The organism is Methylobacillus arboreus, assembly GCF_020532725.1.
In the GTDB taxonomy this organism is placed as follows: domain Bacteria; phylum Pseudomonadota; class Gammaproteobacteria; order Burkholderiales; family Methylophilaceae; genus Methylobacillus; species Methylobacillus arboreus.
Genome location: NZ_JAJAVC010000003.1, coordinates 872,877 through 888,041 on the forward strand (window position 1 = coordinate 872,877; position 15,165 = coordinate 888,041).

The following is a 15,165-nucleotide window of genomic DNA, read 5'->3' on the forward strand; positions in this document are numbered from 1 at the left end:
TCCCCTGGTTAATAGAATTGCACTTGATTTTGTTTATTGCCTCCTGGCTTCCTCGAAGGGAACCTTGTCATTGGAAGCAAAGTAAAGATGGGTAACCGGTGGGTAATTCAGGATATTGGTGAAGGCATCCTCGGGCATGGGCTTATGGAAGTAATAGCCTTGCACGAGATGGCATCCGCTGTTGATCAGCATATTGAGCTGGGCCTTGGTCTCCACGCCTTCGGCTATTACCCTCAGCCCTAACTGATGCGCAATAGACAAGATGCCATTGGCAATTGCGGCACTATTCCTGTCGGTGGTGATGTCGCGGATAAATGACTTGTCAATCTTGATACTGTCAATGGGCAGCCGATTGATATAGCAGAGATTAGAATATCCGGTACCGAAGTCATCCAATGAAATATGGACGCCCAGGTTCCTCAACTCCGTCATGATGGCGATGACTTTATCGAGATCTCGCAGCAACAGGCTTTCAGTGATTTCAAATTCCAGGCAATCGGCCGGAACCCCTGTTTCCTGCAAGATACCTCCCACAATCTCGGGAAAATACTTTTCGTGAAATTGCCTTGCCGAAATATTGACGGCAAGGCGCTCCAGCTTTATACCTTGCGCTTTCCACACGCAAAACCGCCTGCAGGCTTGGCGCAGCGCCCATATCCCGATAGGCAGGATGAGCCCGTTTTTCTCCGCAATCGGGATGAAATGGTCCGGTGCGATAAATCCTTTTTCGGGGTGCTGCCAACGCAATAACGCTTCAGCACCAATGATTTTCCCCAAGCTGACATCAATTTGCGGCTGGAAATAAAGAGATAATTCATTACGCTCCAGGGCGCGATGCAGTGCCGCTTCCAGATAGAGGCGTTCCCGCTCTCCTCCCACTGCCTGCGGAGAATAGATATAGATGCCTTGATTGTCCGGCTCCCGCCTGGACAACAAGGCAAAGGATGCATTGGATAGCAGTTCGCTGCTATCCTTGCCGTGCCATGGGTAAACCGCAACACCAACGCAGGCGGATAGAATGACCTCGCCTCCGTCGGTCTGGAACGGCTTGGAAAAAACCTCCCTGATTTCCTTGGAGGCCTTGGAAAGGCCGGCATCCATGTCTCCATGGCTGGTTTGCAATACGGCAAACTCATCCTTTTCCAAATGCGCCACAGGCAGTTTGTCATTGAGACGGGCAGCCAACTCGTTGAGCAGGCTATTGGCATTTGCAGCACCCAGCATTTCTGCGGTTTGCTCAAAATGGTCAAGCCGCACGACCAGTACGGCAATCTTACGCAGGGGATGCCGTTTTGCGTATGAAATAAATTGGTTAAGGTGCTCTATAAAGAGTGCTTTTCCAGGCAAACCAGTTACAGCATCGTAAGGATGCCGGGTATCTTGGAAATATTTTTTATTGTCCTTGCCAGTTTCCGCTTGAAATAATTGCCTTGATGACGCCGGATATTGATTGCACGAATCACTGGCAATGCTAACATTGACCCTGGGTCGCCTGGTTCTATCAAGACTACGCTCCCCTTTGCCACTTTTGGGCGTGCCATCAAGATGATATCGACTCGGCCAGATTGTTTGCGGAGTCACTCCAAGATGCTCTGCAATCAAGCGCTCATAGCGGGGACATGGACTATAAAGAGCATTACTTAATGTCGTTCGCGACAAACCGTAACGCCTGGATAGCTGCTGCAGGTTAGTCTGGGTTTTCCGCACTGCCGCGATGATATCTGCTCGATGCCAATCTCTGGACATTAATTTTTTTTCATCTTTCATAGCGACTTGTCGTTAAGCTTCTTGATGCCAAACAAATGGAAGATGATCAATTAAAAATCATCCTAATTCGGATGTCAATATATTAATTCGGAAATATTGTTGAAAAATGGAGGGGATATTGGTTATTTATATCAATAACAAAGGGATTGAAAGCATATCCCTGTTATTCAAAATATTATCCGAGTCGTAAAAAATATCGGATGAGTGGGATTGCAAAAAAACTACTCAGGGTCATTGGCAAGCAATCTGCCAAGTCTTGGGCTGAACAAAATGGCTTGCCTGTTCAGACAGTACATGAATGGATAAAGCACAACAGAATGCCCCGTGGGGCTAATTTCCAGTTGCTAATCAATGCCACCGGCATCCCTAAGGATTGGTGGACATCTGATGATGACGCTATCCCCGAGAAATCAATCACTCTCTGCGTCGACTCCCAAACAATATTGCATCGAACAACCATTGATAAAATATTACTCAACGGTTGCGCCGAAGCCTGCAGAACAATCTACGGGACAGCCTTCACCAATACGCCTTGCACCACGCAGATCAGCTATATCGCTGATTGCTACAATGCCTTGACCGCCATAATTGCAGACCAATCCAGTGAATTAAAGGGCTGGAAGCATCTTGGCCACGATGATTTTGTACATTTGATAAAAATTTCCATTAAACTCGGCAAATTACCCGGCTTTAGAATCGCTTGAATGATTTATCAACTTATTACCCTATGGCATAAGTAGCTAGGACAGACATTTTTCTGAATACCTATGAAACTCAACCTCTGGTTACTCATGATTATGTTGCTTGGCAAGCGCGAGCGTGCTTTCAACATCGTGGCCACCACATCGCAATACGGAGTGCAGAAAATCCTGGCAGTGGACGGCAGCAATGTCTATGGGCAATCGCTGAACCCTGAGGGCGCATTATCGCGCAACGTCATTGCCAGCCCGATCGAGCGCTTTCCCTATCAGAACATTGTCGTTGAGTATCGCTATTCAGTCGCAGGCAACAACCGCTTCCGCCGCTATACATCGCTGGCCCGGCTGATGCTGGCACTTCCCATCATCCTCACGCCGATCTACCGCTGGACGGCCAATATCAAGCATTTCCTGGCCAGCACCCTTCTCAACCGCAGGCCGACAGAAACGCGTGAGCGCTATGAATTGCTCAAATACATTGTGGCGCACAAAGCCGTGTCTGAAACGCCGTTCACGCTCAGCGAACTCATGGGGGAAATGTACGGCTACCTGTGCTTTACCCAGGAAGACCGGCTCTGGTATTTACAGAAAATGAAGTACCAACTGGCATCACTCGTGGAAACACGCGATGTGGAACTGACCCCCAAAGGCAGCTACAAAGTCACTGGCCTGGCTTGGAAAAACTTGAGCGACTTTCAGGAAGAAAACCGCAGGCATCGTGACAGTGCACGCACTCAAGTGGTCATCGCCATGCTGACACTGGCAGTCGTGCTGTTTGCCATTTCCAATAGCGGGATTGTGCGCCTGCCTGTCCTGCTGGACCTGCCGGAAGAGGCGCATCAATTAAAAAGTGTTGTGCAGTCCCACTGGCACTCATTGCTGGAGCCCGAAAAGCCCCAGCTTGATGAGCAACAGGCACTCGATGCCATCATGATGATGCAAACAGAACCGCACACTGTCGGGCAAGTCATAGCAGTGCCGCCACAGGACAATCCAGCAGCCAAGAACAAGGCGGAGTAACTCGACCGGCTGGCCATCCGCCTGCTTGTATCCCTATCTCACCTGCTTGATACGCTCCACAGCCTCCTGCGCAATCTTTTGATATTGCGGGATGACCTTCTGGTTAAGCTCGTTGGTAAGCTTCAATGACTCAACCCCCAGCCCAGGCATTTTCTGATTGATGGAACGGCCGATTGGCGATGTATAGAAATTGATCGCCGCCTGCAGCTCTTCCTGCGTGAAAGTCTTACGGTACAAAGGCAGCACCAGCTTGACGATGGCATCATAGGACAAATGCTCTTGCTGCACCTTCACCGCCTTCTCGCTGGCCTCTTCGGCAATTTTCTTCTGCTGTTCATTCAACTGCTGGTATTGCAGCGATTGCAGGAAGTTATTCCTCAATGCGTTATCAGCATTGGTGCGCATGCTCTCCAACGCACCCTTGATATTGGAAGCCTCCATGAACTTGTATATCAAGTCATCGGAGGGAGTCGCAGCATGGGCACTTCCCAATGTTGCCAACATACAGATGGCGAGCGTTTTCCTTAGCATTTAAATCTCCTGTCAGAATATGAATTTAGGTGGTGATATGCTGCATAGTGAAGCAAGCGCCTGTTCATGATATTTTCATAGGACACGCAAGTTTTAAAACGCAGTCCTGGGTAATGCTCATTGCCTCACCCAGGACTGCAACAGCGGAGCGGGCACAATTTGGAACCATGCCCTTCGGGTTGCCCTGTCACAGCAGCCGCTGCGGCGTTGCAAATCCTCGCCGGGCAATAAGCCCGTCTGCGGCTTGCGCCTTGCATCGACCACCCTGACAGGGCAACCTGCCCCATGAAAATATCGTGAACAGGCTCTTAGATTATCACTTCTTTCATTTCGACAACATTCACATAACAATTTAGGGCAGGCTTCTTAGCAGCCTGCCCCGCTACATGGTCCGGAACAATCGCAAAGTGTCGCCAGGCGGACTAATCAACTTGTACTCCTGGGAAATGCCATTGGAAACATTGATTTCCTCAGAGCTAGGACGCCCCTGGCACGATCCCCGGCCAGTATCCACCTTGAGCACATGCTTGCCATCCGTCAAAAAGAACGTCACATATTCACCCGGCATGATCGTATACGCGCGAATATTATCAATATAGATCTCATTCTCACAGCCTATGCCGATCTCCTTGGGTGCCTGATCACGGCGCACCGTCACATAAGCCCCGGTAAAAAACTTCGGATAGGTTGCATATATCCGCTCCTGGGGCACTGGCTTGCTAGCCGCACCTTGTATCGGGACTCCAGAACATGCACTCAATAAAAGTGCAGACAATATTATTTTTCGCATAATGACCCGATTGACTGGTATGACTTAAGAGACTGGCGATGCAAGACTAGGTTCAGTCGATATTGCAATGAACCATGATCTGAACCGCCCCGGAAATCGCGGAGGCTATTTGGTTAAAGTAAAACAGCCTCGTCGGCAGTATTGCCGAGTTGGTTGTAGTAGTCTGCCTCAGCTTCGGCGGGCGAGAGATAGCCGATGGATAAGTGCAAACGTTTTTGGTTGATCCAGGCGACCCATTCCAGCAAGACTTGGAGCCTCCGTAAAACCCGGAGCGGTTCACTGATGAAGACTTGCTCATTTTAAGTCGGAAGCAGCACGGGCATTGAGATTTTGGTATTTTCGGCTACTCAATTTGGTCTGCACGATGATAGAATACGGCCTCGCTTCGTTCGAGGCGGTTCAAGCATCTCCCTGCCCGGGTGGTGAAATTGGTAGACACAAGAGACTTAAAATCTCTCGCCCTTTGGGCGTGCCGGTTCGATTCCGGCCCCGGGCACCAAATACCTATTCCAAGCAATTCAAAGCCGTCCACAAAACCCCGAAAATCCTAGTGATTCCGGGGTTTTTTGTTCACTACCGTTCAATCACGTCCATTGCAATCCGCTATCAAGTGGGGGCATAATTGGGGGCATAATTGGGGGCATATACCCAACAGCGGCTATCTGATGCCCCCAGATGAGGAAATGCCCCCATGAAACTCAATGACGTAGCAGTACGTAAAGCCAAGCCCGAGGCCAAGTCATACAAGATGGCAGATGGTGGGGGCATGTACCTGGAAGTCATGCCCAATGGCTCCAGGTATTGGCGTGTGAAATACCGCTTCAATGGCAAGGAGAGGCGGCTTGCCTTTGGCGTTTACCCTGCCGTCACCCTTTCCATGGCGCGTGATCGGCTGGCAGAAGCAAAGAAGTTGCTTGCCCAAGGTATCGACCCAGGCGAAACCAGAAAAGCAGCCAAGCAAAGCAACCAGGCCAATGCTGCCAATAACTTTGAATTGGTCGCCAGGGAGTGGATGGCATCCTATATGGCGGGCAAAACACAGAAGCATCAGCAAAGAACACTCAGATGGTTTGAGTTGTACCTATTCCCCTGGATTGGCAACAAGCCTATTGCCGATATCACCGCCCCTGAAGTACTGGAATGCATCAAGCGTATTCAAAACCAGAACAAGCTAGAGACAGCACACCGCACCTTGCAATCTGCCGGGCAAGTGTTCCGCTATGCCGTGCAAACTGGCCGGGCTATTCGGGATGTGACTGCCGATTTAAAGGGGGCATTACCACCAGCAACCGTAGAACATATGGCCGCTTTCACGGATCCCAAGCAAGTAGCAGAATTGTTGAGGGCCATTGATGGCTTTACAGGTACGTTTACAGTTCAAACAGCCCTACGCCTTGCCCCATTGTTTTTCGTACGTCCTGGCGAGCTGCGTGCGGCTCGCTGGACAGATATTGATTTAGAGGCTGGTGAATGGCGCTACCGGGTGAGCAAGACCAAGACAGATCATCTTGTTCCACTCTCTACCCAGGCCATTGCCCTGCTGAAAGACCTGCACCCAGTATCAAGCCATGGTGAGTTTGTGTTCATGGGTGGACATGACCCCAAGAAGCCCATGAGCGAAGCCGCCATCAATGCCGCATTGAAACGCATGGGCTACGACACCAAGACACAGATTACCGGCCATGGATTCCGGGCAATGGCGCGCACCCTGTTGCATGAACGGTTGAATATCGACCCACACATCATCGAGCACCAGCTAGCGCATAAGGTGCCGGATGCCTTGGGCAGTGCCTATAATCGGACCAAGTTCATCGAGCAGCGAAAAGAGATGATGCAGGCATGGGCTGATTATTTGGATGAGTTGAAAGCGGGTGCAAAAGTGATCAATTTGAAAGGGGCAGCATGATGATTTTTTTTGGAGAGAGTCATTTAATAACGGTGACAATTTGTCACCCTTTCTCAACATCTTTACAGGTAATTTCCTCTCCTTATTGATTTTTTGAGTCGGGGCAAGTCGGGGCGCTCGGGGCACCGCGTCATTGCTGGGTTTCAGCCGCCCCGAATTTCCGGGGCATACTCGGGGCAGTCGGGGCAATATTGTTCACGGCCGTGCAATGCCGTCCGCACAATCGGCAACGCGCCTGTTATTTCTGCTGGCATATCCACCAGCAATTTGAAAAGAGCATTACCGTAATACGTGCGGATTCACGTATAAAAACCGGGGCGGCTGGTGGTGCGAACACCAGCAACCCCTGACCACAATCAAACCTAAGTAGGAGGTTTTATCATGGCTAATGCTGAGTCTATCACTACACTACCCAATGGCTACCCTTGTATTGCAATCCCTGATGATTTTAAGGTTGGTGATTGGGGTTCAATTTACTTTGACATTGACACCCCGCTTGGAAAAATAAGGGTATCTAGTAGCTATGGGCGTCTTACTTGTACTGCCAGCCCAAATGCTTTGATATCAGCAGGGTTATTACTCCCTGATTGGTTGCCTGGATTTGCAGGTAATAACAAAAGTACACAGCTAGTGGTATTCACACCACATGGGCCAATACTTATTTTTGGCAATCAACGGGGTTTCCGTGTTCCTTATCCGTCTCTACAAGTGAGGGGTAAAGCAAAGAGCAATATAAGCTTCACAATGCCAGCTACCAAGCAGCAAGCTATATTTCTAAAAGAACAACGGCGCTTATTTGATGAACAGCAGGAAAGAGCAAGGGAGGTGGAGGCCAGGAAAAACCAAGAAAAGCAGCGTACTGAAGAGCGGAAAAAAAAGCAAAAACTTCCTTTGCAGGAAGTTAAGGCTAATGCGTTGTTTGCAATTGAAACATATGGAGGTGCCTTTTTACGATTGGCACAAGATGATACACGCTTCATATTTACTGGCTCAGCCCAAGCAGAGATATTACGTCACTTATCTGCAATCAAACAGATCGTACAGAAAGGAGAATCTTACAAATTGAATAGCAGTGCTTTGTCTATTGTGCGTAGCTAGTTAACATCCATTATTAAAGGGCTATAAAAATGGGGAACTTTAAATATGATGCAATATTATTGGGTAGGTTAGAAAAAGATTTGGTGGAGTTTGAACAGAGTTTCTTGGATAGCATATATATTGAATATCAATCTGATATTCCTATCCAAGAATATGAGTCAAATTATCATTTAAAAATAAGTGATATCCCAAGAATAAAACAACGTGTAGCTGTATTGATCCCTATTGAATCCGGAGTGCCAAAAAATAAACAATTTATTGCATCAATAAAATATTTTTGTTCTGCATTAGAGGCTTATGGATGTTTCAATGCTTGCATCAGGGAAAACAATAAAGCTATAGCTTGGGATTATTTCCGGGCAGGTGTGATTTATTACTACGAGTGGATATCCAGAAAAAGATCAGTTCTAGACTATTTTGAGTACATGAGAGGTAATACTCATGACTCTGCAACAGAGCTACGTATTATTAAATATAAGTTAGCCAATCCGGCAGTTACTGGATATGCATTAGAGAGGGACTGGGGTGTTTCTAAAAAAACAGCAGAAAAAATACTTAGACGGTTAACTGCTTTTTGTAATGAAAGTGAAGATGCCTCTGAGTTTTAGGGTATAGATGACCCGGGGCTTAATTTTACTTGTCCTAACTTATTAAATAAGCATCGCACAGCACCCAATCGGATGCTGCAAGACTTGAGGAAACTGCGATGCTTCAAAACACCCTACCCAATACAGGCTTTGTCCGCCTGCCCCAAATCCTTTCTGTTATTCCTGTAGGCAAGTCCACATGGTGGAGCGGCGTTAAAGCCGGGAAATACCCAGCCCCCATTAAGCTGGGGGCCAATACCACCGTATGGAAAGCCGAGGATATTCATGACCTGATTGCCCGCCTTGCTCAGGAAGGGGCTGCAAAATGAACCTATTTGATGAGCCGATACAGCCCGTATCATCCAATGCTCTAGGGGAGCATGAAGCGGCAGCGTTAGCAGATCGTATGCTGAATAAGGCGGCGGATATCATTGCCAACAGCGATGCCTTAAAACGTGTACAGGACTATAAAAAGGATGCTTCCAAAACTTTGATGCCTGCTTTACTGAACATGATGGCCGCTGGGTATACCGGCCACCAGCATGCCGTAATCATCAAGCACCTTGCCTCTATCGATGAAAGCCTAAAACGCATTGCCGAGAAGCACGGCGATATTGCTGAGGCTGCCGACTTCATCGCCGCATCTCAGCCCAGCCATGAGGGCTAAGCATGGCCTCTATCGCACAAGTAAAGGCAGCGGCTCTCGCCAGCATTGATAGAGTGCTCTCCCGATGGTGCCCAGGCGGCAAACAACAAGGCCGTGAGTATTTGCCCCTGAACCCCAGGCGAGCAGATAGCAAGCCTGGCTCGTTTTCCATCAACCTGGATACCGGCGCATGGGCGGATTTTGCAGATGACGCCAAAGGTGGAGACTTGGTTTCGCTGGTGGCGTATATCAAGGGAGTCGGGCAAGGTGAGGCTTCCAGGCTGCTAGCCCAGTTCCTCGGGTTGGATAGCGGTAAAAGCGGCTCTCAGAAACGCGGCACAAGCTCGCAAAACAAGGTAGGCAATACCCAAGCCTTACCCACCAGCAAAAAGCCCGAGTGGGAAGCGGTGTTGCCCGTGCCTTCGGATGCACCACGTCCATTTGATCGGCATTACCGGTATGGGCTGCCATCCATGCAATGGGAATATCGTGATGCCGCCGGTGGGCTGTTGTGCCTGGTGTATCGGTTTGAGCCGGGCCAGGCCAGCGACCGGAAACAGTTTGTGCCGTTGACCTGGTGCAGGAATGCCCAGGGTAAGCAGGAATGGCGATGGCAAGGCTTGGATAGTCCACGGCCTTTATACAATCTGCCGGGGCTGGTGGGTAAGCCTGATGCCCTGGTGATTGTGTGCGAGGGCGAGAAAGCCGCCGATGCCGCCGCTGTATTGTTCCCTGCCGCCGTCACCACCACGATGCTGAACGGTGCCCAGGCACCGGGTAAAACGGATTGGTCACCATTGGCCGGGCGCAATGTCTGGCTATGGCGGGACAATGACGAAGCCGGGGTGAAGTGCATGCAGGCCGTTGATGGTCTGTTACGCAAGGCAGGGGCGGCAAAAGTGCAGCATATCAACCTGGCCGTGATCGAGAGCCTACAAGATAAGGATGATGCAGCTGACCTAGTAGCCCGGGGATGGACGGCTAAGCGTATGTCCGAGCTGTCAAAGCAAGTAGATTTTGTGCAGACGTCTGTACACACCAGCGTATCAGCCCCCATGCAGGACGATGCATCCGATACTCCTATCAGTCGCTTCCATGTGAATGATCAGGGTGTGTGGTATTACGGCAAGTCAGATACCGGTAATGATGCCCCGCCCTTATGGATATGCTCCAGGCTGGATATTACGGCTGTTACCCGCGATGCCAAAAGCGAGAGCTGGGGGCACTTGTTGGAGTTTGATGATCCGGATGGCCAGCATCATGCCTGGGCTTTGCCTATGGAGATGCTGGCCGGGGATGGCACGGAATACCGGCGTGAGTTATCCCGCATGGGCTTGCTGATTGCGCAGTCCACCAAGGCCCGCAATCTGTTGAGCCAGTATATCCAAACGGCCAATGTAACAGCCCGTGCCCGTTGCGTGGAGCGTACCGGCTGGCATGACCAGGTGTTTGTGATGCCGGATAGGACTATCGGGCAGACAGATGACGAACGCATTCTGTATCAGTCATTGAACGCCACACCTAGCACGTTCAAGACACGCGGTAAGCTGGCCGATTGGCAAGCATTGGCGGGCTTGTGTGCGGGTAATTCCCGCCTGGTGTTTGCCATTTCAGCGGCCTTTGCCGGGCCGTTGTTGCACGTCACGGGCATGGAGTCCGGTGGCTTTCATTATCGGGGTGATAGCTCCACGGGCAAGACCACGGCGTTACGCGTGGCTTCATCGGTATGGGGTGGGGCTGACTTCCTGCAGCGGTGGCGGGCCACGGATAACGGGTTAGAGGCTTTGGCCGCCCAGCATTCTGATTGCTTACTGGTGCTGGACGAGATCAGCCAGGTAGATCCCAGGGCAGCGGGTGAAGTGGCTTATATGCTTGCCAATGGCAGCGGCAAGGTGCGGTCAGGCCGAACCGGGGCGATGCGTGATACTGCTACCTGGCGCTTGTTATTTATCTCAAGTGGTGAAGCTGGTCTAGCTGAACATATGGCATTGGCTGGGAAGAAACCCAAGGCTGGGCAGGAGATACGTTTGTTGGATATCCCAGCGAATGCAGGCAAGGGGCTGGGATTGTTTGAACAGATCCACGGCCATGCTGGTGGCGCGGCTTTCTCCAAGATGATCAATGAGCTAGCCATCAAGCATTACGGCTCCCCTGCCCTGGCATTTATCAAGCACCTGGTAGAGCAATATCAGGATGTACAGCGGGCCATCAAGGAAGAGCAGGAGTTATTCAACCAGGATCACTTGCCTGCTGATGCTGGTGGGCAGGCAACCCGGGCCGCCTTGCGCTTTGGCCTGGTGAGTGCAGCGGGTGAGCTGGCAACGCAATGGGGCATTACCGGATGGCAAGCCGGTGAAGCCAGCCAGGCAGCGGCCACGTGCTTCAAGGCATGGCTGGCCCAGCGTGGCGGTGCAGGCAACCAGGAGCAGGCGGCCATGCTGGCCCAAGTGCGCCAATTCTTCGAGCTGCATGGTGAGGCGCGTTTTACCGATTGGGATAGGCCAGCATCCGATACCAGCCAGCATGCCCCCAAGACCGTGAACCGGGCGGGCTACCGGCGTCACTACGATGCCAAGGATGAGCAAGGTAAGCCGATCTATAGCGGCAGCACCTATCCTGAAGGCGATGAGAAGAAGGCCAAGGATACGGATTACTACGTGTTCCCCGTCACGTTCGAACAGGAGATATGCAAGGGATTTGACCGCCGCACCGTCTGCCGCCTGCTGGTGGACAAGGGCATTCTTATACCAGATGGTAAAGGTTACACACGCAAGGAAAGGTTGCCAGGTGAAGGCAATACCCGCTGCTACAGAATCACCAGCAAGATATTTGATAGTGATGATGAGGCTTGATTGTGTCACCCAACGCAGTAAATGGACGGACGGCATTGCACGGTTTTGAACAATGTCGCCCCGACTGCCCCGAGTATGCCCCGGAAATTCGGGGCGGCTGAAACCCAGTAATGACGCGGTGCCCCGAGCGCCCCGACTTGCCCCGACTCAAAAAATCAATAAGGAGAGAAAAACGCGTGTGAAGCCTGGGCTTCAGAATATAAATGCGCGGGGATTTTTGAGGTTGGTTGCTGGTGGATTGAGATGACAGAAAGGTATACCAGATCGGTATACATTTACGGGTCCTTCTAGAGGTTTCCCTTATCACGGGTAATTCGAACCCCCTTGGATTTCCAGCCATGAGATTTTGCTAAGGGGGTTATGTTATACAGCAGCAAGGGAGGGGGGTCAAAAGTCTATAGCATCCATCCTCTAGACCGCCTGCCTACCTTTGTTCGCAGCCCCGCGAAATCCCATGGGGGTGGGGCAATGAACAGGCACCTGACAGCACAATAATGCAGCCGTACCATGATACAGACATGCGCAATAGTCATGAAAATGCCCTGAAAGACGCGCCAATACTAGGTTTCCCACTTTCCTTAAATTTTCCAAACCGCTTCATATAACGGGCGTTATGTTAAATAAACAAATTTAACTATTTCCCACTTTAAGTTAAATTTAAGTAACTTATTGATATTATTTTCCCACTTTTACATAAACGATAAATTTAAATAAGTTAAAGTTGCTTAACCATAACTAAGGTGTTAGCCTTTGGCTAACACCACCAGCCGGATAAGAGAGGTACCTATGACAGTAGATGAGTTCAAGACAGGCCTGCATAAGCTGGGCTGGAAACAATCAGACTTCGCCCTGGCAACAGGCTTGAGCAAGGTAGCAGTATCCAATTGGATGACGGCCAATGCTCCCCTGCCTATTTGGGCGCAGCATCACCTTACCCTGCTGCTGAAGCTGCAAGACCTGGCCGGGGAATTACTGACTCCACCCACCAAGATAGCCAGGGAGGAAAAACGGGAAGCGGCCCACCAGCAAGCAGAGTGACAATGATGGTTTGGGGGCATAATTGGGGGCATATTGAAAAATTGAATTTACAAGACCGTTGCAGCACAAGGCTTACAACGATTTGTTTGATTGAGGCCCCGGCACCATGAAAAATCAATAAGTTACAACTCTTAGTTTTCTCTCTCAGCACCCATTGAGTCAACATTGCATCAACTATTCAATTCAAAAAGATTAACTTCTTGGCCTTGCAGGCGAGGCAAAGTGATACGCACTAAAGTGCCCTGAGCATGCTCAGGAGTTTCCAATGTGATTTTTCCGCCGTGATGGCGGACAATTTCACGCACAATCGCCAGCCCTAACCCGCAACCTTCCTGGTTTTCATCAAGGCGGAAGAAGCGATTGAAAACATTCTCGCGCTGGTCTGGCGCTATGCCTGGGCCGCTGTCCTCCACTTCTATCCATACTTCGCTCCCATGCTGCATGCAACGGATGGTGATGTTGCCATCCACTGGCGTGTAACGCAGGGCGTTATCTACAAGATTGGCAAGCATTTCCTGAATTTGCCACAGGCTGCCGCTGACCTGGGCGCTTTCAAGGTTGAAACCGAGGTCTATGCCTTTGTCATAAGCGCGTGCCAGCCATTCTGCTGCCATAGCTTCAATCGCATGGCTAATATCCAGAGGAGTAAACTTGTTGACCTCGCCCTCGCCTTCGGCCCTGGCAAGCGCCAATAGCTGGTTGGCAAGGCGCACGATGCGCCGGGTGCTCACCAGCATGCGCTCGTGGGACTGCGCACGGTCTTCCGGGGTTTGGTCCGACGCCAGTTCCAACTGCATTTGCAAGCCGGCCAGTGGCGTACGCAGTTGGTGTGCGGCATTGGCAAGGAACTGGTTTTGCAGCTTGAGGGAATGATCCAGCCTTGCGAGCAAGGAGTTGAGCGCGACAATGATCTCGCGGATTTCCACCGGGGCCTTGCCCTCATCCATCGGACTGAGGTCGGTTTCAGAGCGGGCGTTGATCTGGGCGCGGATTTGCGCGAGCGGTTGCAAGCCGCGCCCTACCCCGATCCATAACACGACGATGGAGAAAATGGCAAAAACCAGTTCAGGCACTATCATGTGCAGCAAGGTCTTTTGCACAAGGCGATTGCGCTTGTAGGTGGTTTCCGCAAGGTAGAACACGGCATCCAACGACTGGCTTTTGAATACGACAACGCGAATCGGGTCGCCCTTGTATTCCGCCTCATAAAACAATGGCTTGTTGTCGTTGCCTGCCGCACGGATCGGCAAATCTTGCACGCCAGCAATAAACCGGCCTTGCAGGTCGAAAATCGCCGCCTTGGCAGAATCGTAGCTATCCTGCTCGCTGCGTAGCAATGTGCGCTCTATCTCTGGGTAGCTTGCCTGCCATCGGGCTTGATCGCTCGGCAATGACCGTTCCAGGTTGTAGGCCAGCTTGAGAAGATGCTGGTCGTAGACTTCACGCGCAGGCTCTAGCGCCATGAAGTAGTCGGTGACGATCCCAACGGCCACCAGCGCGCTCAGCGCAACCAATAGCCAGCGCAGGAGCTTGCGACGGAGGCTATTGGCTGGTTTCATACGGCAGGTTCATCCAGCAGATAGCCGAAGCCGCGCACGGTGCGGATATTGATGCCATGCGCATCGAGCTTGGTGCGCAACCGCGAAATATAGACCTCAACCGCATTGACGCTGATGTCGGTTTTCCAGTCGCACAGGGTTTCGATGATGGCTTCCTTGCGCACGACCTTGCCGAGATTACGCAAGAGATAAACCAACACATCCCACTCGCGAATGGAAAGTTCGATGGGCTCGCCGTCCACACTAGCCCGTTGGGCGCTGAGGTCGACCACCAGTTTGCCGCATGCCAGGGTGTTGCGCTCGTTCAAGGTATGGCGGCGCAGCAAGGCACGGGTGCGGGCGTGCAGTTCGGCCAGCACAAAAGGCTTGAGCATGAAGTCATCCGCGCCGAGGTCGAGGCCGTAAATGCGGAAATCGACATCATCTCGGGCTGAAATAATCAGGACAGGGATATTGCTGTTGTGTTTGCGCAGGCGGCGCAGCACCTCGAAACCATCCATGCCCGGCAAGCCGATGTCGAGCAACACCATGTCGTAACCGCCTGCTTCTATCATTACATTGGCGCGAGTGCCGGTTTCAGCAATATCTACGGCGTAGCCCGCCCTGGTAAGCGACTCGCAAGTACCTTCCGCAAGGATGGCATCGTCTTCAACAACCAATATGCGCATAGTCT

Annotated in this window: 14 protein-coding genes, 1 tRNA gene and 1 pseudogene; 10 read left to right on the forward strand and 6 right to left on the reverse strand. The window is 51.1% G+C overall.

Features of this window, described 5'->3' with window-relative positions:
* Nucleotides 1-33: 33 nt before the first annotated feature.
* Complete coding sequence (locus tag LG198_RS04105; protein WP_328484879.1) at nt 34-1,767, reverse strand: putative bifunctional diguanylate cyclase/phosphodiesterase; 1,734 nt, start codon at nt 1,765-1,767, stop codon at nt 34-36.
* 146 nt (nt 1,768-1,913) lie between these two features.
* On the opposite strand from LG198_RS04105, the gene LG198_RS04110 reads away from it, so the two are divergent.
* Together LG198_RS04110 and LG198_RS04115 are read left to right on the forward strand one after the other, a co-directional pair.
* Entirely contained in the window at nt 1,914-2,471 is a 558-nt protein-coding gene (locus LG198_RS04110; protein ID WP_230341883.1) for a hypothetical protein, read from the forward strand.
* Nucleotides 2,472-2,534: 63 nt separating this feature from the next.
* Nucleotides 2,535-3,485, forward strand: a complete 951-nt coding sequence (locus LG198_RS04115; RefSeq protein WP_230341884.1) for a hypothetical protein — start codon at nt 2,535-2,537, stop codon at nt 3,483-3,485.
* A 33-nt stretch (nt 3,486-3,518) separates the two neighbouring features.
* Here LG198_RS04115 and LG198_RS04120 read toward each other — a convergent pair whose 3' ends face one another.
* The 3 genes and pseudogenes from LG198_RS04120 to LG198_RS04130 form a co-directional block, all read right to left on the reverse strand.
* Nucleotides 3,519-4,016, reverse strand: coding sequence for a DUF2059 domain-containing protein (locus tag LG198_RS04120; RefSeq protein ID WP_230341885.1), 498 nt, complete (start codon nt 4,014-4,016; stop codon nt 3,519-3,521).
* A gap of 382 nt (nt 4,017-4,398) precedes the next feature.
* Complete coding sequence (locus LG198_RS04125; RefSeq protein ID WP_230341886.1) at nt 4,399-4,776, reverse strand: hypothetical protein; 378 nt, start codon at nt 4,774-4,776, stop codon at nt 4,399-4,401.
* 143 nt (nt 4,777-4,919) lie between these two features.
* A pseudogene (locus LG198_RS04130) lies at nt 4,920-5,048 on the reverse strand (IS3 family transposase); the annotation flags it as partial.
* A 171-nt stretch (nt 5,049-5,219) separates the two neighbouring features.
* On the opposite strand from LG198_RS04130, the gene LG198_RS04135 reads away from it, so the two are divergent.
* The 8 genes from LG198_RS04135 (at nt 5,220) to LG198_RS04170 (ending at nt 12,933) form a co-directional block, all read left to right on the forward strand.
* Nucleotides 5,220-5,305, forward strand: a tRNA-Leu gene (locus LG198_RS04135).
* Nucleotides 5,306-5,497: 192 nt separating this feature from the next.
* Nucleotides 5,498-6,712 carry a tyrosine-type recombinase/integrase gene (locus LG198_RS04140; RefSeq protein WP_230341887.1) on the forward strand — a complete coding sequence of 405 codons (1,215 nt, stop codon included), beginning with the start codon at nt 5,498-5,500 and terminating at the stop codon, nt 6,710-6,712.
* Between the two features lie 381 nt (nt 6,713-7,093).
* A complete protein-coding gene (locus tag LG198_RS04145; RefSeq protein WP_230341888.1) occupies nt 7,094-7,810 on the forward strand; it encodes a DUF4670 domain-containing protein in 717 nt (238 codons plus the stop codon).
* A gap of 29 nt (nt 7,811-7,839) precedes the next feature.
* Nucleotides 7,840-8,418 (forward strand): Fic family protein, encoded by a 579-nt coding sequence (locus LG198_RS04150; RefSeq protein WP_230341889.1) that lies wholly within the window; start codon nt 7,840-7,842, stop codon nt 8,416-8,418.
* Nucleotides 8,419-8,516: 98 nt separating this feature from the next.
* Nucleotides 8,517-8,726, forward strand: a complete 210-nt coding sequence (locus LG198_RS04155) for a helix-turn-helix transcriptional regulator (protein ID WP_230341890.1) — start codon at nt 8,517-8,519, stop codon at nt 8,724-8,726.
* Entirely contained in the window at nt 8,723-9,064 is a 342-nt protein-coding gene (locus LG198_RS04160) for a hypothetical protein (protein ID WP_230341891.1), read from the forward strand. Before LG198_RS04155 ends, LG198_RS04160 begins: the two co-directional genes overlap by 4 nt.
* Before the next feature lie 2 nt (nt 9,065-9,066).
* Nucleotides 9,067-11,895, forward strand: coding sequence for a DUF927 domain-containing protein (locus LG198_RS04165; protein WP_230341892.1), 2,829 nt, complete (start codon nt 9,067-9,069; stop codon nt 11,893-11,895).
* A gap of 786 nt (nt 11,896-12,681) precedes the next feature.
* Nucleotides 12,682-12,933, forward strand: coding sequence for a helix-turn-helix domain-containing protein (locus LG198_RS04170; protein WP_230341893.1), 252 nt, complete (start codon nt 12,682-12,684; stop codon nt 12,931-12,933).
* A 170-nt stretch (nt 12,934-13,103) separates the two neighbouring features.
* On the opposite strand, the gene LG198_RS04175 is transcribed toward LG198_RS04170, so the two are convergent.
* Both LG198_RS04175 and LG198_RS04180 read right to left on the reverse strand, forming a co-directional pair.
* A complete protein-coding gene (locus LG198_RS04175) occupies nt 13,104-14,492 on the reverse strand; it encodes a sensor histidine kinase (RefSeq protein WP_230341894.1) in 1,389 nt (462 codons plus the stop codon).
* Nucleotides 14,489-15,160 (reverse strand): response regulator, encoded by a 672-nt coding sequence (locus LG198_RS04180; RefSeq protein ID WP_230341895.1) that lies wholly within the window; start codon nt 15,158-15,160, stop codon nt 14,489-14,491. Before LG198_RS04180 ends, LG198_RS04175 begins: the two co-directional genes overlap by 4 nt.
* Nucleotides 15,161-15,165 lie beyond the last annotated feature (5 nt).